The sequence below is a fragment of the Brevibacterium sp. FME37 genome (assembly GCF_014897485.1).
GTDB lineage: Bacteria > Actinomycetota > Actinomycetes > Actinomycetales > Brevibacteriaceae > Brevibacterium.
Genome location: NZ_JABUYE010000006.1, coordinates 96,605 through 119,354, shown reverse-complemented (window position 1 = coordinate 119,354; position 22,750 = coordinate 96,605). Strand labels below are relative to the sequence as shown.

Sequence of the window (22,750 nt, the reverse complement as noted above, 5' to 3'; positions counted from 1 at the left end):
TGTCACTGAGGCAGATGGAGCCAACCGGGTGCTTGTGCAGTGAACTCGCCACGCCCGAGGCAGTGACCGGCTCCGGCGGGAACCGCGCCGAGGATGGTGGCAATAGCGGACAGCGCAGAGTGATTGTCACGGTCGACCATCGGCGCAGGCTCGGGCCACGAGCCGATGATGATGCCGGTGACCGGAATCTGCCTGCTCCTGAGCGCTTCGGCGGTCAGAGCGGTGTGGTTGAGGGTGCCCAGGCGCGAGCGGGCGACGATGACGGCACCGATGGAGTCTCTGTCGGCCGATAGGCAGGCGACGATGTCGGCGGCCGTGTGGCCTCCGAAGTCGACGAGCGCTCCCCCTGAGCCTTCGATGAGGACGTGGTCAGCACTGGTGCGTTCGGCAACTGTGCGGATGAGCTCTGCATGCTCGGCTGCGCTGGGCAGGATCGAGACTGCGCCGGTAGTATACGAGACAGATCCGGCCGATTCCACACGGGCAGCCGGAAGCGGAGCCATCGGCAGACGCAACGTGATATTCGTAAACGTATGGATTCCGGTCAGCCGGGCGACGATCTGAGCGTCGGATTCGGTGACGACATCGCTGTAGTCGACTTCAAGCTGCTCACGCTGAGGGTCGTCAGGGTCGATGTGCCCCGTCTGGATCGGCTTGCACATGACCACCCGCCGCCCGGCCGCTGTCAGTGTCGCGGCCAGAGCCGCGGTAGCGATAGTCTTGCCGACACCGGTGTCGGTTCCCGTGACGAGCAGGAAACGCGGAATCACTCTGCTGCCGTCGAAACGCAGGCGTCGGTGATCGACCGGATCCGCTCACAGGCATGGGCCAGCTCATCGGAGCTCAGACCAGCACGCGCGGTCGGCCGCACGCGCGTGATCCCGTCAGGGACGGATGGTGGGCGGAAGCAGCCGACCAGGATCCCCTCCTTGCGCAGCAGAGCGCGGGCTCGCACTCCGGATTCTGGAGTCGGCATCGGCACTGAGAGCACCGCGCCGGCAGGAATCGGCACCTCAAGCGCAGTTGCAAGTTGGGCACGCGAACCTTCCATCGATGCCACCCTGTCGCGAGTGATGAGGCCAAGCGCTGCATGGGCCGCTGCCGCGTTGGCCGGGGCGAGCCCGGTGTCGAAGATAAAGGAGCGGGCAGTGTTGACGGCGGCATCGCGGATGAGCTTGGAACCCAGCAGCGCTCCTCCTTGAGAGCCGAGCGACTTCGACAGGGTCGCAGTGACGACGAGCCGGTCACGGTGTTCGATCAGGCCTGCGGCGGCGCCCATTCCGCTGTGTGCCTCGACACCGGCCACGCCGATCCCGTGGGCCTCGTCAACGAGCAGCAGAGCATCGTAGCGGGCGCAGTGTTGAAGCAGTCGCGGCAGATCGGCTGCGTCGCCCAGGACGGAGTAGACCGATTCGACGATCACGAGCGCCTCCGCCTGCTCACGATAGGCCAAGGCGGTTTCGACGGCGCTCGGATCGTTGTGGGCAACGACGGTCAACGAGGCCTTCGTCAGGCGACAGGCGTCGATAAGTGAAGCGTGATTATGGGCGTCGGAGACGATGAGTGTGTCCGGCCCGGCTAAGGTCGTGACCGCGGCGATGTTGGCCAGATATCCGCTGGAGAACGTCACACATTCCGGGTGGCGCAGCCGTTCGGCCAGCGCGGCTTCCAAACGATGATGGGCGGGTGTGGTTCCGGTGACAAGTCGCGAGGCCCTGGCTGAGGTGCCATAGCGTTCGATCGCCTCGATCGCCGCCGCGCGCACGATCGGATGTTGCGACAGGCCCAGGTAATCGTTGGAGGCGAGGTCAAGTCCGTTGAGCACCAGATCATTGCGGTCCAGATCGGCGGACCTTCGCCATTCGGCTGCAGCGGCAAGGCGGGAGGCAATGACATTCACTGCAGCTCTCCTTCGGAGTGCGCCGCGGCGGCTGCGACCATCGCTGCTGTGATCGTCTCCATCGTCTCCGGCGTCGAAATGTAGGGCGGCATCGTGTAGATGTGCTGCCGAAAGGGCCGCAGCCACACGCCATGCTCTGCGGCGATGCGCGTGGTGAGTCCGACATCGACCGGGCGGTCGAGTTCGATGACTCCGATGCCACCGGTCACACGCGCCTCGGTGACGTGCGTCAGCTGTCGCGCCGGGGCAAGACCGGATTCGAGAGCCGGAGAGATGCGGGCGATGGCTGGCTCCCACGCGCTCGTGTCATCGGCGAAGAGCAGCCCGACCGAGGCGGTGGCTGCCGCGCAGGCCAGCGGATTGGCCATGAAGGTCGGTCCGTGCATGAGCGCCCGGTGGGAGGAGGCGGTGATGACCTCGGCTATCGGGCCGCTGCACATGAGGGCTGCCAGCGTAAGATAGCCGCCGGTCAGCGCTTTGCCCAGGCACATGACATCCGGGGTGATGCCGGCCGACCGGCAGGCGAAATCGGCGCCGGTGCGTCCGAATCCGGTGGCGATCTCATCGGCGATGAGCACGGCGTCGATCTCGTTGGCCAGTCGCCGGAGCGCCCACAAGGCGGCTGGGTGATAGGGGCGCATGCCGCCAGCGCCCTGAAAGAGAGGTTCAACGATGATACCAGCGAGTTCGGACCCATGCGCGTCGACGAGGTTCTCAGCCAGGACTACCCATGCATCGACTTCGGCGGTGGAAGCCTCCGGCAGCGGAGGACGCGGCAGGAACAGCTGAGAGGCCAGCAGCCCGGCGAAATCGGCGTGCATCCCGCCGACCGGATCGCACACGCTCATCGCTCCGCTCGTGTCACCGTGATAGGCGCCTTCGAGGGCGAGGAAGCGTCCGCGGTCACGTCCGCGAGCCTGTTGATACTGGATGGCGAGCTTGAGCGCGACTTCGACCGAGACCGAGCCTGAGTCGGCCAGGTAGACATGGTCGAGTCCGGCAGGTGTGACCGCGACGAGACGCTCGGCCAGGTCGACGGCCGGCCCGTGAGTCAGACCGCCGAACATGACATGCGAGAACGAGCGAACTTGGGCTGTCAGTGCCGCGTCCATGACCGGGTGGCGGTAGCCGTGGACAACCGCCCACCACGAGCTCATTCCGTCCAGGAGCCGATGCGTCGTGCCGGACGCATCACACAGTTCCACATGGGGACCGGCTGCACCGGTGACTGAAAAATGCGCGCCAGAATCGAGCGGACCATAGGGATGCCACAGGAGACCAGCATCCCTCTCCAGGGTACTCTGGGGGCCTGATCGTGCCGACTCAGGCATTGGGAGAAACCTCTGTGCCAGCACCGCGGCGACGGATCGTCGGAATCGTCACGCCCGAGTTGCCTGCCTCGTAACCGACAGGCGCCAGTGGTTTGCCGCACGGCAGTGTGCCAGCTGAGACTGGTACCGATGCAGCCTCGCTCGATGCGCCGGTGCCGGCAGCGAACGCACCTTCGCCGTTCGCGTGGCCGGGTGCTTCGCTGTCGAAGGCAGCGTGATGGGCTGCCCGGTGGGCCTTGAGCTCGTCACGCAGCTGCTGGGCACTCTCGGTGCCGACAATCTCGAACCCGCCATCGACGATCATGTCGAGATCCTCTTCGGCAGCCTGGCCCTCCGAAGTGAGGTAGTCGCCGAGGAACAGGGAATTGGCCACATTCAGCGACAGCGACTGCAGCGAACGCAGGTGCATTTCGCGGCCGCCGGCGATGCGCAGTTCGCGATCCGGGCACAGGAAGCGCACAGCGCACAGAATCCTCACACAGTGCTGCGGAGTCAACGTGTTGGTGCCCTCCAAAGGAGTGCCGTCGAAAGGGATGAGGAAGTTGACCGGGATCGAGTCGGAGTCGACAGCCTTGAGCGATTCGATCGCCTCGATGATCTGGTCGTTCGTCTCGCCCAAGCCGACGAGGAGTCCCGAGCATGGGGAGAGGCCGGCGCCGCGAGCCCTGTCGACGGTGTCGACCCGGTCGGCGAAGGTGTGCGTCGAGCAGATGTCGGCGTAGTGGGACTCAGCGGTGTTGAGGTTGTGGTTATAAGCATCGACTCCGGCCTCTTTGAGGCGCTGCGCCTGGCCATCCTTGAGGAATCCGAGACAAGCGCAGACCTCGACGTCGGGAGTGGCAGATTTGATTTCCTCAACCATTCCCGAGACGCGCTCGACATCCCGGTTCGACGGACCGCGGCCGGAAGCCACGAGACAGACGCGCGAGGCACCTCCGGCCAGGCCGAATTCCGCCTGGCGCTTGGCCTCTTCCTTGGGCAGCCAGGAATACTTGAGGATCTCCGCTTCGGAGCCTAGGCGCTGCGAACAATAGCTGCAGTCCTCCGGGCACAGCCCGGACTTGAGGTTGACGAGGTAGTTGACCTTGATGCGCTTGCCGAAGTGCTCGCGCCGCAGCCGGGCTGCGGCTGCGACGAGGTCGAGCAGATCCTCATTCGGGGACGACAGGATCGCGCGGGCATCGGAGGCAGTGGCCGGGGTGCCGGAGAGCACACTCTCGGCGAGTGACAAGTAGTTAACCATAATCCAATTATTGAACACTGTTCAGGAGAGAGCAAAATCGAGCTCTCCGGACGCAGCCGCATCCGCCACCTCCAGACGTCCTCCACCTTCGGAATGATCAATGGCCGGAAGAACGGCTTACAATGACACTTGAGCGCTTCGACGGACTCGTCACTTTCATCCCCTGGCTACGTGGCAGCACTCGACCCGGCACCCAGGTGAGCAAAGCGCCACTCGGCTCACCTCCGGTGGTGATAGTCTCCATCCGCCTGATGGCGTGGCAGCTCGGAGTGGGCGGCTCCCTGATGCGAACTGAAGATCTGGTTGACTTCGCCAGTCATATACCAACCGATCACCTCACAGCAGCAGGATCCTGACCAGGGTCTCCCGATCGTGATCCTCTCGAAGCCGGAAGAGGCTGGTGCCCTGGATGAGTCGTATGAGCTGGCCCGAGAGGTCGGTGCCGAACTCATCATCGCCAACGACCCGGATGTCGACAGGTTCTCCGCAGCTATCTCGGATTCTGCACTCGCGGCCGACTACAGTCAGCTATCCGGCGACGAGGCGGGCCCTCTGCTGGGCGAGGACATCACGAGCAGGCAGACCGGAGCTCCGGACGGCAGTGTCTTTACGAACTCCATCGTGTCCTCGCGTGGTCTCGCCGCTGCCGCACGTGCTCACGACATCCGTGCCTTCAACCCTCTCACTGGTTTCAAATGGATCTCCCGCGTTCCCGGCCTGCCCTTCGGCTTTGAAGAAGCCTTGAGCTACTGCGTGGATCCGACCGTCGTCCGCGACAAGGACGGTAATTTCTCCACCGCACCCCCCCCTGAGCTTCCGCCTCGAGGACGTCTCACTCATCATCGAAGCGATGACCCGTCTGTGAGAGAATCCGCCGACCACGCTGACCGGTTCATCTGTCGTCGATCACCGGCGATCGCCTGACCGATTCGGACATCCCTCAGGTCGCTTCCCTGACTACTTCCGCAGCAGTTCGGCAGCCTTTTCACCGATGACGACCGTCGGCGCATGAGTATGGCCGCGAATGATCTCCGGCATCACGGACGCGTCAGCAACGCGAAGCCCACTGACCCCCCGAACCCGCAGCTGCGGGTCGACGACCGATGACGTGTCGGTGCCCATCCTGGCTGTCGAAGTCGGGTGATAGAGCGTATGCGAGGTACCCTCGAGTGCGGCGGAGAGCCGCTCTTCAGCAGGAAGGCGTTCAGCACCGAGCGGCGCTATGTAGCGGCCGCTGGTGACAGCGGAGATCGACGGGGAGGCGATGATGTCGCTGACTATGCCCAGAGCCCGCAGCATCGTCGCCCGATCAGCACCTTCGGGATCGGAGAGGTACCCCGCATCGATGATGACCTTGTCGCCAGGATCGGCTGAAGCCAAGGTGATGCTGCCTCGGCTCTGTGGCTGCAGAAGAACCGGGCCGAGAGAAACTCCGTGGCTAGGGATCCCATTGAGCCCCTCCTGCACGTATGCGACCGGTGCGAAGATCACTTCGATGTCCGGAAGGGCCAGAGACTCTTTCGAACGTACGAATCCATATGCCTCAGCAACGTTCGATGTCAGCATCCCCTTACGCCGAACGAGGTAGTTGAGGACACTGCGGAGCTTTGTCGCGTCCTTGAGAGTACCGCTTTCAACCTCGAGGCAGAACAGACTCGAGAGATGATCTCGCATGTTCTTCCCCACCTCGGGAGCATCAACGAGGACCGGAATTCCGTGTGAATTCAGCTGTGCGGGGTCCCCGATACCGGAGAGCATAAGCAGCTGGGGGGTATTGACAGCACCAGCGCTGAGGACGACTTCGCGCCTGGCCTTCGTTTCGAAGCGCGCTCCATCGACCACATAGGAGACTCCAGTGGCGCTGTGCCCGTCAAAGAGCACCTTCTCAACCAATGCCTCGGTGCGCACCGTAAGGTTCGCCCGTCCCTTGGCTGGCTTCAAGTATGCCTGTGAAGTGTTGTGGCGAGCCCCTCTGAGCTGGGTCACCTGAGCCTGTGTGAAGCCTTCGGGCCGCGCAGAATTCGCTTCCTCGATTCGATAACCTGCCTCGGCCGCGGCGTTGAGGAAGGTTCGAGTCAGAGGTCGAGGGGCAATTTGAGCGGTGACGCTGATATCGGTGGCTTCGAAGGTCGGTGCCAATGCTTCCCACCCCCACGCAGGTCCGGCCAATGCGGCCCAGTTCTCATAATCAGCAGCGTACCCTGGCACCCACATCATTGCGTTGAGCGAAGAAGAACCGCCGAGTACTTTTCCACGCGGCCAGTACACAGTGCGGCCGTCCAGACCTGGTTGCGGAGTTGTCTCGTAGTTCCAATCGACAGAAGACTTGAACAGCTGGGAGAACGCGGCCGGGATCGAGATTTTGGAGTCCGTGTCCGCTGGGCCGGCTTCAAGCAGCAGCACCGAGACATCGGGGTCTTCGGACAGGCGCGAGGCGATGACGGCTCCGGACGAACCGGCGCCGACGACGATGTAATCAAATTGATCAGTCATAGGTGATGCTCCTTTGTGCACAGTGCACGATGACGGTCTGGAAAGTGTTCAGGCTTGGAATGCGTGGAAGAATATGCTGGGCAGCTTTGCCCAGCTGGGGCTGGCGGCGAATTCAGTCAGAGCCCGGCCAGTGCGGGCTGCGCTGCGTGCTGTGACGAACCACGGTGGTTTGGGAAACAGTGAGAACTCCCCACCGAGGACTGACCGGGGGAAGGGGCGGAACGGCCCGGAGACAACGGTCCGCTCGGTCTGCGGGATGAGCAGCATGTTGTGCACGACGCCGATCCCGCTCTGCACGTCTTTCAGCGAGTGCCCGGGGAAGGCGCCCCACGTGGCCTTGGGAGTGAGGAAAGCCAGGCCGGTCCACACATTGATTCCGATCGACCCGTAGCGCAGCCGTTCGATCTCGGCGTCGAATCGTGATCCCAACGCTTTGTGTGTGCCGGGGGCGATGATGACGTTCGCCCCCAGGGTGCCAGCGAGCCTGTCGTTGGCATAGTCAACAGCCGAACGGAGGAAAGCTGCGCTGTTTTCGCTCCGATGCTCGGCAGTGCTGTTTCCGGCAGAGATGATTTTGATGCCGAGAACCGCAGCGAAGTATTCGGTGGTTTCCACATCGGCAGGCTGATCAGAATCGATTGTGACCAGAAGTCGCTGCCCGTGGGAAAAGGACTCGACGTTCTCATGATCAGCCGCCGCCTGGTGCAGTCTGTTCTGGCTGCCTGCGTACCACGGAGTTCGCGAGTCGATGCGCTCCAGCGCATCTTTGAGCGCATGAAGGAACTCGTCACGTTGGCTCCAGTGCGCGTCGATGATGATTGTCTGAGCGGCGATGCAATTGTGGCCGGCATTGTGCAACCGCATAGTGGCGATGTTCTCCGCCTGGAATCTCAGGTCCGCTTTCGACCATGCGCCGGGCACAACGATGATAGGAGAGACTCCGCCGAGTTCGCTGGTGATGGGTTTGCCAAGGACCGGCGCATCGGAATGGTCGCTGCCGTGTTCGCCCCAGACGATTCGGTCATGGGTGGTGATGCTGCCGGTGATATGCACATGAGAGATGTCGGGATGTTCGCTCAGGTACTGACCGACCTCGGCGCCGCCTTGGACGATCCTCAGAAGATCGGCGTCGATAAGAGGGCCCAGCGCTTCCCGGTACACCGACAGGAGCGGCGCCAAGGAGGGGTTGATCTTGAGGAGACTGGCTCGATTGTGAGCGATGAGTTCCGTCAGCACATCCAAGGGCCCGATCGAGGTGATGTTGCCAGCTCCGAGGACGAGGCTGATCCCACCGGCCCTGCCGAGTTGCCTGGCTCCCAGCCCGGCGCCCGTACGCACTTCCTCGGCAGTGACACCAGGTAGGGTCCACACCCTCGCGGAGAAACCGTGGAACAGGACCGACTCGAGAAGATCGGCTGGCAGCACCTTCCAGGTCAGTCTGCCTCCGGCTGTCTTCGCCGGTTCGATCCCGTCCACCGGAGAGCTGCCGGCTGCCAACCGTCGCAGGCTCGCAGCGGCGGAAGAGAATCCAGCCAGAGCAGCGTACGGGCCGGACATCCATTCCTCACCGACCAGCTGAGACTCGGGGTCCACCCCTTTGATATCCGCAGCCGTACGAGTCCACCGAGTCACATTCCGGGCGATCGACTCATGTGTGCGTTCGAGCAGGCGTGAGCGTTGGGCCAACGACATGTCCGCCCAGGCCCGCACTCCTGAACCCAATGAGGTGATCGCGTCGTCCAGACGAACGGTATCCAAGGGATAGGCGGGCGCGCCGAGCCTCGCATGCGGCTGCGCAATATTGCCGGTAGTCATGTTCTCTGCTCCTCGTTGAGCCAGTTCGCTCGCAGGTTCCATCCTGCTCTGGCCGCTTCATTGCCTTCAGTGATGCCAGCATATCCACGACCGGTCGTCTTCCCCTATGGGCGGCGACCTAGACCTTGAGCGAAACCATTGTGCCTGCGCACAAGCAACAGTCACCCTGGCTTGATGAACCTCAACGGTGAGCAGAGCGGCTCCAGTCCAGCATCAGTCGGCACTCACCCTGCCTCGAGGCTGGATATCGACTGCCTTGCTCGCCTGATCGCCGATGACATCATCACCGGAGACCAAGCTTACGCAGAGAAGCACATCCCGATCGAGATTCTGGTCGACCTCATCACACCGAACATCCATTCCCTCCTCAACTATTTGGAAGGTGGGACTCTCGATCTCGGTCCTGCCTACAACACGGGACGGGTCAAGGCCGAACACGGGATGGAGCTGTCGGGTGTCCTCCATGCCTATCGCTTGGCCGGTTTGAGGTTGTGGCGGGAGCTGGCGATGACCCCGGATAGCGAGTACAGCGGCAAGGACGTGTTCCCTCTGGGCGCCGAATTGTGGACGGCTCTCGACGATCTCTCCACAGCTGCGGCCGAAGCTCACCGAGAGGCCACCGGGGCGCGTGAGCGCTGGGCCGAACAGTCTCGCATCGCCGCCGTCATCGACTTGCTCTCATCGACCGTGACATCCGAACGCCGAAATACCGCAGCCCACCTGCTGCAACTTGACGATCACTCGCGCTTCTTCGTCATGCTGACCGATGCACAGGCTTCGGGCATCGAGGTCCTGGGCGCGTGCACACATTGGGCTGAGATCGATGGTGGCCGAGTGTGTCTTTTGGCTCTACGCGACAGAACGGAGTTTCTCTCCACGACCAGTGGCGCCAGAGCAGGAGTCAGCGAGGAATTCCATTGCCTCGATGATGCGGCCGAGGCCGCGCGTCAAGCTCGCATCGCGCTGAAGTGCCTGAATGATCGGGCCGAAGGCATTTATCACTTCGGACAATCTCCGACGGATACCCTCATCTGCTCCCAACCATCACAAGCCCGACAGTTGGTCAGACGAACCTTTGCCGAGTTGCGCACCCAGCCACAACCGAATCGTGACATGCTCCTCGACACGTTCGAAGCGTGGGTCGAAAGTGGCGGCTCGCTCTCCAGAGCCAGCGAGGCTCTTTACTGCCACCGCAATACCGTGAACTATCGGCTGCGCAAATTCGAGACCTTGACTTCTCGGTCGATTTCCGACCCTGCAGATCTGACAGCGCTGACCACCGCCTTGCGAACCATCCGCCTTTTGGATTGGCCAGAGTCTGCCTGAGACTGCCCGGGACGCCAAGATCTGCCTGAGACCGAGTCCCGCAATTGGACGTAGCCTCACTCGTCGTATCTGAGCTCAGTCGCTCAGCTCGGCGAGGATTCCAGCCGATCCTGACAGCCCCAGACGAGACGCTCCTGCAGTAATCATCTCTTCTGCAGCTTCCACGGTGCGAATTCCGCCTGAAGCCTTGACACCGAGGCGATCGCCCACGGCTTCGCGCATGAGCGAGACGGCATGTGCGCTGGCTCCACCTGCGGGGTGGAAACCGGTCGAGGTCTTGACGAAACCTGCATCTGCAGCCTCGGCGCGGCGGCAGGCTTCGACGATCTGTTCATCGTTCAAAGCTGCGGTCTCGAGGATGACCTTGACCAGGGCGTTGCCGCTGGCCGCGACGACGCCACGAATGTCAGCCTCGACTGCGTCGAAGTCACCGGCAATGACCTGACCGACGTTGATGACCATGTCGACTTCGTTCGCACCGTCGGAGACTGCACGGGCAGCCTCGGCGGCCTTGATCTCTGGCTTGACCTGACCGCTGGGGAAACCGACGACCGTGGCGACGACGAGATCGCCGGAATCGGAGACGGGAAGCATCGACGGGGATACGCAGATCGCGAGCACACCAAGGTCCTTCGCCTCCGACACGAGTGCCTCGACATCGGCAGGGGTGGCTTCGGGCTTGAGCAGTGTGTGATCGATGATCGCTGCGACTTCGGCTCTGCTGGTCATGGTTGTCCTCCAGTGTGATTCGTGAATGTAGCTAGCAATGTGCTTCAGGTGATCTTCTCGAGCACGATCGAGTCGGAGACCCCGCTGAGGTCGCCGCCGATCTCGACGGCGTCTGAGAGGAATTCGATCGCGCGGGCGAAGCGTTCTGGGGTCGCCGTGTGCAGGGTCATGAGCGGCTGACCCGCCGTCACTGTGTCGCCGGGTTTGGCATGGAGTTCGATGCCTGCCACATCCTGGACCGGGTCCTCCTTGCGTGCACGACCGGCGCCGAGTCGCCAGGAGGCGACTCCCACGGAGAGCGCATCGAGTCGACTGACGACTCCGGATGCAGGTGCGGCGATGATTTCAGTGTTCTCGGCCACGGGCAGCACGGCCTCGGGATCACCACTCTGGGCCCGGATCATCCGCTTCCATACGTCCATCGCGCGCCCATCACTCAGCGCAGCACGCACATCCACGTCGGTCTTACCGGCCAGACGCAGCATCTCCTCAGCCAATGCCACCGTCAGTTCCACAACGTCAGAGGGCCCGCCACCAGCGAGGACGTCGACGGATTCGCGGACCTCGAGGGCATTGCCGACCGTGAGGCCCAGCGGGGTGGACATGTCGGTGAGCAGGGCCGAGGTTTCGACTCCGGCTGCTTTGCCCAGATCCACCATGGTCCGCGCCAGATTCTGTGCCTTACCCAGGTCCTTCATGAACGCCCCGGACCCCACCTTGACGTCGAGGACGAGTCCCTGCGTACCCTCCGCGATCTTCTTCGACATGATCGATGAGGCGATGAGCGGAATGCAGTCGACCGTCGAGGTGGTGTCCCGCAGTGCGTAGAGCTTCTTATCCGCCGGCGCCAAACCGGACCCGGCAGCGCAGATGACGGCACCGAGGTCCTCAAGCTGGTCGAGGATCGCCTCGTTGCTCAGGCCAGCCTGCCAGCCGGGAATGGACTCAAGCTTGTCCAGGGTTCCCCCGGTGTGGCCAAGGCCGCGGCCCGAGAGCTGCGGGACAGCGACATCGAAGACTGCGACCAGCGGGGCCAGAGGCAGAGTGATCTTGTCCCCGACTCCCCCGGTCGAATGCTTATCCGAGGTGGGACGTGACAGGGAGGAGAAGTCCATCCGCTCGCCCGAGGCGATCATCGCCTGCGTCCAGTCCGCGATCTCGCGCGGGGCCATATCGTTGATGAAGATCGCCATGGCCAGGGCAGCCATCTGCTCATCGGCGACGACACCGCGAGTGTAGGCGTCGATCACCCAGTCGATCTGTTCTCTGCTCAGGGTGCGGCCATCGCGTTTGGCGGCGATGACGTCGACGGCATCGAATGCCTCTACGCTCACGGTGTCAGTCCTTCGTTCTCGGGATGTGACCACTCCGGTGGTCACAGCTGATCGCCGAGGTGGTGCTGGGAGTGCAGGGCCACCTCGGCGATATCGGGGTCAGTGTTTGGCGGAGCCTGCACCTTGAGCATCAGGCTCCAGGTGAGCCGGGCCAAATGCTTCGGGCAGCACCACCGACATGGGGGCCCTGCCGCTGGGCATGTTGAGCATCATCTCGGTGCCGCCGTGTTCGAACAGCAGTTGGCGACAGCGCCCGCACGGGACCAGGGTCTGACCCGCACCATCGACACAGTCGAATGCCACGATCCGGCCGCCGCCGGACATGAACAGGTCGGAGACGAGTGAGCATTCAGCGCACAGTGTCACCCCGAACGAGGCATTCTCGATATTGGCGCCGCTGACGATTCGACCGTCATCGACGAGTGCTGCCGCGCCCACGGGATAGGACGAATACGGAACGTAGGCAAAGCGCATCGCCCGCATCGCTTCAGCTCGCAGCAGCGACCAGGTGTCCTCGCTCAGGTCGGCGACCGAAACGGGGGTGGGATCCACGCTCCACACGTGTTCAGAGGCTTCGACATCTGCAGAAGTCATAGGGGATACCTCTCTCTTCAGGGTTGGACTATTTCACGTACGGCACGCCTTCGGCTGCCGGTGGGCGAACCCGGCCGACGAAACCGGCGACGGCGAGAACCGTGACGATATAGGGAAGCATGAGCAGCAGCTCGTTGGCCACCGGGGTTCCGATGGACTGCAGAGTGTTGCCCAAACTCTTGGAGAACCCGAACAGCAGGGCCGCGAGAAGAGCGCCCTTCGGATTCCATTTGCCGAGAATCATCGCTGCCAGGGCGATGTAGCCCTGTCCGGCCGACATCTCCTTGCCGAAGGCCAGGCCCGATCCGACGGTGAAGAAGGCACCGCCGAGTCCTGCGATGGCACCGGCCATGAGGGTGTTGCGCACGCGGGTGAAGTTGACCTTGATGCCCACGGTGTCGGCTGCCTTGGGGTGTTCGCCGACTGCCCGCATCCGCAGGCCCCACTTCGAGCGGAACACGAAGATCTGGAGGGCGATGACGACGACGTACATGATGTAGACGAGGATGTTCTGGTCGAAGAGCACCCGTCCCAGGACGGGGATGTCGGAGAGCAGCGGGACCGGCAGGTTGGGCAGCTGCTGCCGGGAGTTCCACAGCTCAGGGTTCTGGGTGAGGACCGTCGAGTAGAGGAAGCTGGTGACACCGACGACGAGGACGTTGAGGACGACGCCGATGATGATCTGGTTGACCCAGTACTTCACCGCGAAGAATGTCAGGACCACAGCCACCAGGGCACCGGCGATCGGTGCTGCCAACAGTCCCGCATAGGGGTTCTTGACCACCGAGGCGACGACCGCGGCGAGGAACGCACCGGCCAGCAGCTGGCCTTCGATGGCGATGTTGATGATGCCGGAGCGTTCGCCGACGAGCCCGCACATGGCGCCGAAGATCAGCGGCACGGACAGTGCCAGGGCGCCGGCCAGCAGGGTGGTCAGCGGGATCACTCCGCCGCTGCCGCCGCCGGCCCAGGCGAGGAAGGAGACGACGAAGAGGATGCCGAAGACCATCGGGAACCATCCGGCCAGGGTGATCCGCTTCAGAGCGAAGTAGATCGAGGCTGCGGCCATCACCACGAGGATGAGTGAGAGGATCAGTCCAGCCACGGTCGAGGACACGACGACGTCGGGTATGGCGAAGAGGTCTCCGCCGGTTGCGATCCGGAAGGTCGTCTCCCCGTCACGGCCGATGAGGCCGAAGAAGATGAGCGAGACGAGAGCCAGGATCGAGTAGGTGATCGGGAATTTCCAGGCGATCGGGGTCAGTGCCTTGGCCTGGGCCGAGGACTTCGCTGCGGGTGTGGCAGCGTCCGTGTTCTGTGCGCTCATGTCAGGCCTCCTTCCGCTTGAGCACCGGTGTGGGCAACCGGAAGATCGACCTCACGAGTGGTGGGGCCGCGATGAGCAGGACGATGACCGACTGGACGACGAGGACGATGTCGATGGGCGTCCCGGTCTGGGATTGCATCAGGTAGCCGCCGGCCTTGAACGCGCCGAACAGGAGACCTGCGAGGAACGTCCCCAAGGGTTTGGACCGTCCCAGCAGGGCCACGGTGATGGCGTCGAAGCCGATCGAGCCGCTGATTCCGCCGGTGAGTTTGAATTCGGTGCCCAACACCTGAGCCGCTCCGCCGAGTCCGGCGAGTGCGCCGGCGACGACCATCACGAGGATCGTCACCTTCGACACGGAGATGCCTGCCGTCCGGGCCGCGTGCGGGTTGGCGCCGACGGCCTTGAATTCGAACCCGATCGTCGAGCGTTCAAGCAGCCACCATACGAAGATGGTGGCGAGGATGGCGATGATGAATCCGAAGTGCAGACGGAAGGGCGGCGGCAGAAGCAGGAACATCTGCGAGGAGTCGTCGAGTGTCCGTGACTGCGGGTTCGCCGAGGTGGTGTGCGTGAACCAGCTCTGCTTGAGCAGGTAGCCCAGCAGGTAGCCGGCGATGGAGTTGAGCATGATCGTCACGATCACCTCGTTGGCTCCGGTGCGTGCCTTGAGCACACCGGCGATGCCGGCCCAGATCGCACCGCCGATGATGCCGCCGATGGCGGCGATGAGCATGTGCACAACGGGTGGCAGATGCAGGGCGTAGCCGAGGTAGCCGGCGATGATTGCACCGAGGATGACCTGGCCCTGGCCGCCGATGTTGAACAGGCCAGAACGGAACGCCAGGGCGATGCCCAGACCGGTGAGGATGAGTGGGGTGGCGCTGACCAGGGACTCGGTCAAGGGCCGGATCGCACGCTCGGTGGTGCGGGCATCCCAGTCGAAGATCGCACCGCGAAACAGTGCGGAGTAGGCGTCGCCGACGGTGGAGAACAGGGTTGAGAAGAAGACCCCGGGGGCTGCGAAGATGTTCATCGCCGCTTCGACGACTTCGGCGTTGGACACGGCGATGAGGACACCACCGACGAGAAGGGCGACGACGATGGCCAGCACCGAAACCAACCAGGAACCGGATAGGATTTCTTGCAGCAGATTCGGTTCTTTGTCCGGCTGGGCTTCGGCGCTCGGAGGCGGGGTCGCCGACGGTGCCGCCGGGGAGATATCGGTTGTCATTTCGTCTCCTCCGCCGAGGTGGTGGCGCAGTTGTCATCGGATGCCGCGGTGGCGGCGTCGCTCTTCTCAGGTGCCGCGGTGGCGGCGAGAGCTTCATCGGCAGGGACGCCTGCCATCATCAGGCCCAGGGCTTCACGCGAGGTGTCGGCACCGACGATGCCGACGATGCGGCCCGAGTACATGACCGCGATCCGATCGGCGAGTCCGTAGACCTCGTCGAGTTCCGTCGAGACGATGAGGCAGGGTGTGCCGGCATCGCGTTCGGCGATGACACGTTTGTGAACGAATTCGATCGAGCCGACGTCGAGGCCGCGGGTGGGCTGGCTGGCGATGAAGAGGCGCAGGTCGCGGCCGAGCTCACGGGAGAGGACGACCTTCTGCTGGTTGCCTCCCGACAGAGTCGCAATCGGGTCGACGACGCTGCCGAGGCGGATGTCGAACTCCTCGACCTTCTTCTTCGCCTCGTCGTTGATGACAGCGGACTTGAGATTGAGGCCCTTGGCATACGGAAGACGGTCGTAGACGTCGAGGATCATGTTCTCGCGGATCGTGAACTCGGCGATGATGCCGTCGGTGGACCGATCTTCAGGAACGAACCCGATGCCGGAACCCAGACGGTCCTTGACGGACTTGCCGACGAGGTCCTTCCCATCGAGAGTGATCGAACCCAACCTGGGGTCGGTCAACCCGATGATCGTTTCGGCCAACTCCGTCTGACCATTGCCCTGGACGCCGGCGACGGCGAGGATCTCACCACGGCGGACGTCGAAGCTGACATCGTCGACGACGACGTTCTCGGCCTTGTCGACGACGGTCAGGCCGCGGACCTGGAAGGTGGCGTCACCGGGATCGGCGTCATCCTTCTCCGTCGTCAGGGATACGTGACGGCCGACCATCTGGCTGGCCAGCTCCGCCTCGGTGGAATCAGGGGAGGCCTCACCGACGATCTTGCCGCGGCGGATGACGGTGATGGAGTCCGCGATCGCCCGGACCTCACGCAGTTTGTGGGTGATGAACACGATCGAGGTGCCCTGCTCCTTGAGCTGGCGCATGATCGAGATGAGCTCGTCGGTCTCCTGCGGGGTGAGCACCGCGGTGGGCTCATCGAGGATGAGGATCTTCGCGTTGCGCGACAGTGCCTTGATGATCTCCACGCGCTGCTGGGCACCGACCGGGAGGTCCTCGATGAGGGCGTCGGGGTCGATGTTGAAGTTGAAGCGGGCAGAGATCTCCCTGACCTTCTTCCGTGCCTCGGCGAGGTCGATGAGTCCCATGGACTTCGTCGGCTCATAGCCCAACGCCACCGACTCGGCGACGGTGAACACGGGCACAAGCATGAAGTGCTGATGGACCATGCCGATCCCGGCAGCCACAGCATCACCAGGACCGGCGAAGGTCACAGGCTTGTCGTCGAGGAGGATCTCTCCCCCGTCGGCGTCGTAGAGTCCATAGAGGACGTTCATCATGGTGGATTTTCCGGCGCCGTTCTCACCCAACAGGGCGTGGACTTCGCCCGGTTCGATGGTGAGATCGATGTGGTCGTTGGCCACGAACGATCCGAACACCTTAGTCATCCCGCGAAGCTCGAGTTTCACTGCTTCCGGTACTCCTCACAAATTCGAAAACTGCAGGGCCGAAAGGACTCGGCCCTGCAGTTTAACCTATTCGCCTATTTGGGCGTGCTCTCAGATTCCACGGTCAGCGATCCGTCGATGATCTGCTTCTTGAGCTCTTCGACCTTCTTCTTCACGTCCTCAGGAACTTTGTCATCGAAGTCGTGGAAAGGAGCCAGTCCAACGCCTTCGTTCTCCAGCGTGCCGACATAGGGCTCGGAGCTGAACTTGCCGTCCTTGTCCTCGGCTATGGTGTCCTCGACCGCATTGGCGATCTGCTTGACTACCGAGGTGAGGATGATGTCACCGTATTCTGTTGACTTGTAGCCGTCGGAGTCGACCCAGATGATCTTCACGTCTTTGGCGTCTTTTGCAGCAGAAGCTGCGCCGAGGCCGACAGGACCCGCCACAGGCATGATGATATCCGCCCCTTGGGAGATGAGCTGCTTGGTCAGCTCCTGTCCTTGGCTCTGATTGTCGAAGTCACCGGAGAACGATCCGTCCTGCTTCTCCTTGTTCCAGCCGAGGAGCTTGACGTTCTTCTTGTTCTCTTCGTTGAATTTCTTGACACCGTCAGCGAATCCGTCCATGAAGATGGTCACCGAGGGGATCTGGATGCCGCCGAAGGTGCCGACCTTGCCGGACTCGGACGTAGCCGCAGCCACATAGCCAGCGAGGTAAGCGGCCTCAGCGGTGTTGAATACGAGGGGTTTGGCATTGTCCAGCGTCACCGGCTTGCCGTCTGCATCGGAGAAGGTTGAGTCGATAAGAGCGAAGTTGAGGTCAGTGTTGGCTTCAGCTGCTTCTTGGATATTGTCTTCCAATTTGAAACCAACGCCGATTGTCATGTTGCAACCCTGCTGAACCATCGTGTCAACATTCGGCTGATAGTCGGCGTCAGATGTCGATTCGACTTCGCTGGTCTGAATCCCCAGGTTGTCTTTCGCAGCGTCCAACCCATCTTTGCTCGATTGGTTGAACGATTGGTCGTCCCAGCCTCCGGCATCCGAAACCAAACAGCCGAGGTAATCATCCGCGCTATCCGACCCTTCGCCGGATCCGCAGGCGGAGAGAACGAGGGCAGATGCGGCGACAATCGACACCGCAGATACGAGCTTCTTCACGTTTACTCTTTTCTCAAGTTGCTCACGTCCAGCACTGGCGTCGATCGGGCGCAGAGTCCTCCGCCGAAATTGTGAAACCACTGGATGATCACTCATATTTCAATGAATTTTCCGTCAGTCTAATTCACCTCAGACCCAGAACAGGGTCCGCTAGCATCCGAATCGTCGACACCGATATGAAAACGCAACATAACTTCATGTTGACGTCAGCCCACCCCGACACTCGACCGCGGCGGACACCAGCTTCTGCTCCGGTCCCCGGCTGCCCGCTCGTTACCCGCGCATGCTGGTCCCAGGACCCTTGTGCACTAAACTGGAAGGCGATATGGCACATCTTCTCGGGGCTGAAGCCCTGCACCTCGAATACCCCACCCGCATCGTCTTCGACTCCGTCACGCTCGGCGTCGACGCCGGAGACATGATCGGCATCGTCGGCCGCAACGGCGACGGCAAGTCCAGCCTGCTGGGCATGCTCGCCGGCACCATCGAACCCGATTCCGGCCGCGTGACCTACCGCGGCGGAATGCGCCTGGGCATGCTCAGCCAACGTGACACCATGGACTCCGACGCGACCGTCGGCTATTCCGTCGTCGGCGACATGGACGACCACGAATGGGCCCGCGACGCCAAAGCCCGCGACATCATCTCCGGTCTCATCGCCGACCTGGATTGGAACGCCACAGTCGGCAGCCTCTCCGGAGGCCAGCGCCGACGAGTGGCTCTGGCGGCACTGCTCATCGGAGACTGGGACCTGCTAATCCTCGACGAGCCCACCAACCACCTCGACGTCGACGGCATCTCGTGGCTGGCCAAGCACATCAAGAACCGCTGGTCGAAGAACTCCGGTGCTCTGCTGCTGGTGACTCACGACCGGTGGTTTCTCGACGAGGTCTGCAACAAGACGTGGGAAGTCCACGACCAGATCGTCGAACCCTTCGAAGGCGGATACGCCGCCTATGTTCTCCAACGCGTCGAACGCGACCGAATCGCTGCCGCAACCGAACAGAAGCGCCAGAACCTCATGCGCAAGGAACTGGCATGGCTGCGCCGGGGTGCTCCCGCCCGGACTTCGAAGCCGAAGTTCCGAATCGAGGCGGCAAACCAGCTCATCGCCGATGTCCCGGAGGTGCGCAACCCGATCGAACTGAAGAAGATGGCGACAGCCCGACTCGGCAAGGACGTCGTCGACCTCCTCGATGTGTCACTGAGCTTCGGGGAACAGCAGATCCTCGACAATGTCACCTGGCGCATCGGTCCCGGCGAGCGCACCGGAATCCTCGGCCCCAACGGTGCCGGCAAGTCGACCCTGCTCAGCCTCATCTCCGGTGAGCTCGAACCGGATGAAGGCAGAGTCAAACGCGGGAAGACTGTGAAGGTCGGAGTCCTCGACCAGCAGTTCAAGGAGCTCGACGCCATCGCCGGACAGAAGGTCCGCGAGGTTCTGTCGGAGTCGAAGACGAGCTTCAACATCGAAGGCAAGGACTACACTCCGGCACAGCTGCTGGAGCGCCTCGGCTTCGCCAAAGAGCACCTCTCGGCCCGCGTCAAGGAACTCTCCGGAGGGCAGAAGCGCCGCCTGCAGCTGTTGCTGCTGCTCATGTCCGAGCCCAATGTCATCATCCTCGATGAGCCGACCAACGACGTCGACTCCGATATGTTGGCGGCGATGGAGGACCTTCTGGACTCCTGGCCGGCCACCCTCATCGTGGTCTCTCACGATAGGTACCTGCTCGAACGCGTCACCGATCAGCAGTACGCGATCCTCGATCATGGTCTGCGGCACGTGCCCGGAGGCGTCGACGAGTATCTTCAGCTGCGCGCCGAGAGTGCGAAGTCCGGTAAGTCAGGGAAGTCTGGTAACTCTGCGAAGTCTGGCGCGGCTGGGAAATCCGGCGGGAATTCGTCGAACTCCGGCTCTGGCAACGCCGCCTCGTCAGCCGACACCGGGGCAGAAGCGCTCTCCGGGTCCGAGGCGCGGGCAGCGAAGAAAGAGGTCTCCTCGATCGAACGCCGCATGGAGAAGCTGAGCAAGCGAATTGCTCGGGCCCATGACGAGATGGCCGACCACGACCAGACCGACTTCGAGGGCCTACAGAAACTCACCGCATCTCTGCAGGAGCTCAAGGACGAAATGACCGGGCTGGAAGAGCGCTGGCTCGAAGCCTCCGAGGCTCTGGACGCCTGATCGTCAACGAAGAAGTCTGCTGATCGTCAACGAGGAGGTTCTCTGATGGTCGACACCGACCGAATGCGTGCACTGCTAGACGCCGAAGAGTCCGACACCAGAAGACTCATCGCCTCACTGTCGTCGGACATCAAGGATCTCTCCGCTGCCCGCGAGGGTGACAACAGCGACGATGAGCACGACCCGGAGGGTGCGACGCTTGCCTTCGAACGGTCACAGGCAGACACTCTGCTGCGGCAGTCGAAGGAACGTCTGACCGACATCGCCGAGGCGGTGGCCAGGCTTGAGGACGGCACCTTCGGAATCTGCGTCAGCTGCGGGAAGCCCATTCCCGACGTGCGTCTCGAGGTCCGTCCGTACGCTCAGACCTGCGTCGCCTGCGCAAGCTGAGCGAATCGGTTCATTCCGATTGACGCCTGACACTGTGGTAGTGGGCGAGCAATGCGAGTTGAGTTCGATTAACACAGTCGAATTTCGACATCAGGCGTGAGACATGGCCTTTGATCGTTGCTTCGCTGAGATAGAGATAGGCGCCGATCTCAGCGTTGCTGCACCCGTCTGCCACTTGTGCCAGCACCTCCTTCTCACGGTCGGTGAGATCACCGTCATCGGGCTGTGGCGTCGTTGGCCGCTCTGGCTGGAGCTGTGATTGAACGAGTCTTTCCAGGCTTTCCGGTGAGAGCACAGCACCACCGGCAGCGATGACACGAATTGTCTGCACGAGTTGATCGGTCGGGGTGGTTTTGAGGAGGTAGCCGGAAGCTCCGGCGCGGAGCGCAGCGAGAACCTGAGCGTCACTGTTGAACGTGGTCATAACGAGCACTCGTGGCGGTGTCGGCATTCTGACGATCTCGGCAGTGGCGGCGACTCCGTCCACCCCGGGCATCCGGAGGTCCATGAGCACAACATCCGGGGTCAGACGCAACGTCTCTTCGACTGCCGCCGCACCGTCCATCGCTTCCCCGACTACGTCGATGTCCTGGGCAGGAGCCACGAGCTGGTTGAGGAAGGCACGGACCATGGGGTCATCGTCGACGATGATCAGCCTTGTTCGTGGGTCGTTCGACATCTGATCATTATTCACTGGCTGGCGCCTTCCCTGGAAACCGGTTGCTGCGGAAACTGTGCCGACAAGACAAATTCACCGGTTTCGTCGCAGTCGGCGTGGAATCTCCCGCCCAGCAATTCCACGCGGCGGGCAAGCGCGGACAGGCCGTTTCCCGACCCCGTCGTTGCAAGGCTGCTGCCGGTTGCCACCTCATTGCGCATCTCGAACCGAACAGAATCGTGTCCCACCACCAACGTGACGAATGCCCGAGTACCGGGTGCGTGCTTGTGCAGATTGGTCAGCCCCTCCTGAGTCAACCGTACAAGCGTTCGCGCGACGACTTCGGTAACGGTGGTCGAGTGAGCATCGGTCGCCAGCTCAATGCTTGGAGCCACATGCCGACTCTTTTCGACAAGCTCTCGGATCGCCTCAGTGGGAATCTCGACCTGTTTCGAAGGAGTGTCGCGCTGTTCTCCGGAACCATCAGGAGTTGCCGGTGTCTGCCTCAGAACACCAACGAACTCTCTCAGCTCTTCGAGGGCACTGCGTCCGGTGTCGCCCATTGTCGCGGCAATGCCGCGGAGGTCGGTGTCAGGAGCCGTCGCTGCGATGACATTCGCCTGCATGACCAACAGCGTGACATGGTGCGTGACCGTATCGTGGAGCTCCTCAGCGAGCTTCTCACGTTCGGCCCGTCTGATTTTCTCGTCTGCCAGCTCTCGTTCCTGCCGCGCTCTGTGCAATTGATCATGCTGAGCCCGCCTGAGAGGCAGCACAAGACTGACGCATGCTCCGGCGAGTATGGGCGCCGAGGCGGCGAGTACGGTGATGATCACGGGAGCGCCGTCGATTGTCATACTCACGGACGCACTGATGACCCAGCAGGTCAGCCCGGCAGCTCCGGTGACGAACTGTGCTGGTCGGGACGCAAATCTGACGAGGTTGGCGCTGACGATGGCTGTGGACACCGGCATCCACAGCAGAGCTCCCTGTGAATACAGCTCTCGCCACTCCGGCCCAAGTGCGAGCAGGAGTGTTCCGACGATGAAAGGGACCGTTCCAGCAGCTGCCGGTAGTCGGTCGCTGAAACCGATCAGAACCGCGCCCAGCATCTGCAGCACGAATCCCGCCACGAGGGCGTCAGTGTTCCCGCCCGGCAGCACCAGTGTCCCAAACAGCGTGTCGGCTACTGCCAGAACAGACAGTATCCCGAAGGGAATCCGCTCTTTCATACATCCCCCAAACCAGCAGATGGAATGCTCTGCCCGATAGTTCCCCATCAAACCACGGTTGGGCATCTGAGACATCACTTCGGCGAGGAACACCGAGGCGATGCGACGAATGATGGCGCTGCTCCCCTACCAAAGTAGGTTCTCCCGGCCGACGTCCTACTTTCGACTTCGGCAAATCCAACCGTAAAGCGCTGGTGTCAGCCGTTCGCACGCGATTTGATG

The 22,750-nt window shown here is 62.4% G+C and carries 19 protein-coding genes; 4 read left to right on the top strand and 15 right to left on the bottom strand.

Annotated features, from left to right (window positions below):
• Positions 1–2 precede the first annotated feature (2 nt).
• The 4 genes from bioD to bioB are packed head-to-tail and all read right to left on the bottom strand — an operon-like array spanning position 3 to position 4,477.
• A complete protein-coding gene (gene bioD / locus INT29_RS09250; protein ID WP_319020870.1) occupies positions 3–770 on the bottom strand; it encodes a dethiobiotin synthase in 768 nt (255 codons plus the stop codon).
• Entirely contained in the window at positions 767–1,900 is a 1,134-nt protein-coding gene (locus tag INT29_RS09245; RefSeq protein ID WP_193071457.1) for an 8-amino-7-oxononanoate synthase, read from the bottom strand. The genes bioD and INT29_RS09245 overlap by 4 nt, the downstream gene beginning before the upstream one ends.
• Positions 1,897–3,231 (bottom strand): adenosylmethionine--8-amino-7-oxononanoate transaminase, encoded by a 1,335-nt coding sequence (gene bioA / locus INT29_RS09240; RefSeq protein ID WP_193071456.1) that lies wholly within the window; start codon positions 3,229–3,231, stop codon positions 1,897–1,899. The genes INT29_RS09245 and bioA overlap by 4 nt, the downstream gene beginning before the upstream one ends.
• Complete coding sequence (bioB, locus tag INT29_RS09235) at positions 3,224–4,477, bottom strand: biotin synthase BioB (protein WP_374701029.1); 1,254 nt, start codon at positions 4,475–4,477, stop codon at positions 3,224–3,226. The genes bioA and bioB overlap by 8 nt, the downstream gene beginning before the upstream one ends.
• Before the next feature lie 300 nt (positions 4,478–4,777).
• On the opposite strand from bioB, the gene INT29_RS09230 reads away from it, so the two are divergent.
• Positions 4,778–5,398, top strand: coding sequence for a hypothetical protein (locus tag INT29_RS09230; protein WP_226841796.1), 621 nt, complete (start codon positions 4,778–4,780; stop codon positions 5,396–5,398).
• Between the two features lie 33 nt (positions 5,399–5,431).
• Here INT29_RS09230 and INT29_RS09225 read toward each other — a convergent pair whose 3' ends face one another.
• A complete protein-coding gene (locus tag INT29_RS09225) occupies positions 5,432–6,967 on the bottom strand; it encodes a GMC family oxidoreductase (protein WP_193071455.1) in 1,536 nt (511 codons plus the stop codon).
• A gap of 48 nt (positions 6,968–7,015) precedes the next feature.
• On the bottom strand, positions 7,016–8,782 hold the full coding sequence (locus INT29_RS09220; RefSeq protein ID WP_101573129.1) for an aldehyde dehydrogenase family protein: 1,767 nt from the start codon (positions 8,780–8,782) through the stop codon (positions 7,016–7,018).
• A 174-nt stretch (positions 8,783–8,956) separates the two neighbouring features.
• On the opposite strand from INT29_RS09220, the gene INT29_RS09215 reads away from it, so the two are divergent.
• Positions 8,957–10,108, top strand: coding sequence for a PucR family transcriptional regulator (locus INT29_RS09215; protein ID WP_193071454.1), 1,152 nt, complete (start codon positions 8,957–8,959; stop codon positions 10,106–10,108).
• A 75-nt stretch (positions 10,109–10,183) separates the two neighbouring features.
• Here the strand turns inward: INT29_RS09215 and deoC are convergent, their stop codons facing one another.
• The 7 genes from deoC to INT29_RS09180 all read right to left on the bottom strand — a co-directional run bounded on the left by deoC (position 10,184) and on the right by INT29_RS09180 (position 18,063).
• Positions 10,184–10,837, bottom strand: coding sequence for a deoxyribose-phosphate aldolase (gene deoC / locus INT29_RS09210; protein WP_101573072.1), 654 nt, complete (start codon positions 10,835–10,837; stop codon positions 10,184–10,186).
• A gap of 44 nt (positions 10,838–10,881) precedes the next feature.
• A complete protein-coding gene (locus INT29_RS09205) occupies positions 10,882–12,171 on the bottom strand; it encodes a thymidine phosphorylase (protein ID WP_193071453.1) in 1,290 nt (429 codons plus the stop codon).
• Positions 12,172–12,270: 99 nt separating this feature from the next.
• Positions 12,271–12,765 (bottom strand): cytidine deaminase, encoded by a 495-nt coding sequence (locus INT29_RS09200; protein WP_193071452.1) that lies wholly within the window; start codon positions 12,763–12,765, stop codon positions 12,271–12,273.
• Positions 12,766–12,793: 28 nt separating this feature from the next.
• Complete coding sequence (locus tag INT29_RS09195) at positions 12,794–14,092, bottom strand: ABC transporter permease (RefSeq protein WP_193071451.1); 1,299 nt, start codon at positions 14,090–14,092, stop codon at positions 12,794–12,796.
• A 1-nt stretch (position 14,093) separates the two neighbouring features.
• The gene (locus INT29_RS09190) at positions 14,094–15,326 is read right to left on the bottom strand and encodes an ABC transporter permease (protein ID WP_193071450.1); all 1,233 of its coding nucleotides are present in this window, start codon (positions 15,324–15,326) and stop codon (positions 14,094–14,096) included.
• The gene (locus tag INT29_RS09185; RefSeq protein ID WP_193071449.1) at positions 15,323–16,921 is read right to left on the bottom strand and encodes an ABC transporter ATP-binding protein; all 1,599 of its coding nucleotides are present in this window, start codon (positions 16,919–16,921) and stop codon (positions 15,323–15,325) included. The genes INT29_RS09190 and INT29_RS09185 overlap by 4 nt, the downstream gene beginning before the upstream one ends.
• Before the next feature lie 74 nt (positions 16,922–16,995).
• Entirely contained in the window at positions 16,996–18,063 is a 1,068-nt protein-coding gene (locus tag INT29_RS09180) for a BMP family lipoprotein (protein ID WP_257930183.1), read from the bottom strand.
• Between the two features lie 325 nt (positions 18,064–18,388).
• On the opposite strand from INT29_RS09180, the gene INT29_RS09175 reads away from it, so the two are divergent.
• Positions 18,389–20,248 (top strand): ABC-F family ATP-binding cassette domain-containing protein, encoded by a 1,860-nt coding sequence (locus INT29_RS09175; RefSeq protein ID WP_101573085.1) that lies wholly within the window; start codon positions 18,389–18,391, stop codon positions 20,246–20,248.
• A gap of 45 nt (positions 20,249–20,293) precedes the next feature.
• Complete coding sequence (locus INT29_RS09170; RefSeq protein ID WP_101573087.1) at positions 20,294–20,638, top strand: TraR/DksA family transcriptional regulator; 345 nt, start codon at positions 20,294–20,296, stop codon at positions 20,636–20,638.
• 10 nt (positions 20,639–20,648) lie between these two features.
• Here INT29_RS09170 and INT29_RS09165 read toward each other — a convergent pair whose 3' ends face one another.
• Both INT29_RS09165 and INT29_RS09160 read right to left on the bottom strand, forming a co-directional pair.
• The gene (locus INT29_RS09165; protein ID WP_101573089.1) at positions 20,649–21,317 is read right to left on the bottom strand and encodes a response regulator; all 669 of its coding nucleotides are present in this window, start codon (positions 21,315–21,317) and stop codon (positions 20,649–20,651) included.
• An 11-nt stretch (positions 21,318–21,328) separates the two neighbouring features.
• Positions 21,329–22,528: a sensor histidine kinase gene (locus INT29_RS09160; protein WP_193071448.1), complete on the bottom strand. Its 1,200-nt coding sequence runs from the start codon at positions 22,526–22,528 to the stop codon at positions 21,329–21,331.
• Positions 22,529–22,750 lie beyond the last annotated feature (222 nt).

Bases quoted from the DNA above. Each gene is read 5' to 3' on its own strand.
- bioA (WP_193071456.1), bottom strand. From the start codon at position 3,231: ATGCCTGAGTCGGCACGATCAGGCCCCCAGAGTACCCTGGAGAGGGAT.
- INT29_RS09195 (WP_193071451.1), bottom strand. From the start codon at position 14,092: ATGAGCGCACAGAACACGGACGCTGCCACACCCGCAGCGAAGTCCTCG.
- INT29_RS09200 (WP_193071452.1), bottom strand. From the start codon at position 12,765: ATGACTTCTGCAGATGTCGAAGCCTCTGAACACGTGTGGAGCGTGGAT.
- INT29_RS09175 (WP_101573085.1), top strand. From the start codon at position 18,389: ATGGCACATCTTCTCGGGGCTGAAGCCCTGCACCTCGAATACCCCACC.
- INT29_RS09160 (WP_193071448.1), bottom strand. From the start codon at position 22,528: ATGAAAGAGCGGATTCCCTTCGGGATACTGTCTGTTCTGGCAGTAGCC.
- INT29_RS09220 (WP_101573129.1), bottom strand. From the start codon at position 8,782: ATGACTACCGGCAATATTGCGCAGCCGCATGCGAGGCTCGGCGCGCCC.
- INT29_RS09165 (WP_101573089.1), bottom strand. From the start codon at position 21,317: ATGTCGAACGACCCACGAACAAGGCTGATCATCGTCGACGATGACCCC.
- INT29_RS09170 (WP_101573087.1), top strand. From the start codon at position 20,294: ATGGTCGACACCGACCGAATGCGTGCACTGCTAGACGCCGAAGAGTCC.
- INT29_RS09190 (WP_193071450.1), bottom strand. From the start codon at position 15,326: ATGACAACCGATATCTCCCCGGCGGCACCGTCGGCGACCCCGCCTCCG.
- INT29_RS09215 (WP_193071454.1), top strand. From the start codon at position 8,957: ATGAACCTCAACGGTGAGCAGAGCGGCTCCAGTCCAGCATCAGTCGGC.
- deoC (WP_101573072.1), bottom strand. From the start codon at position 10,837: ATGACCAGCAGAGCCGAAGTCGCAGCGATCATCGATCACACACTGCTC.
- INT29_RS09225 (WP_193071455.1), bottom strand. From the start codon at position 6,967: ATGACTGATCAATTTGATTACATCGTCGTCGGCGCCGGTTCGTCCGGA.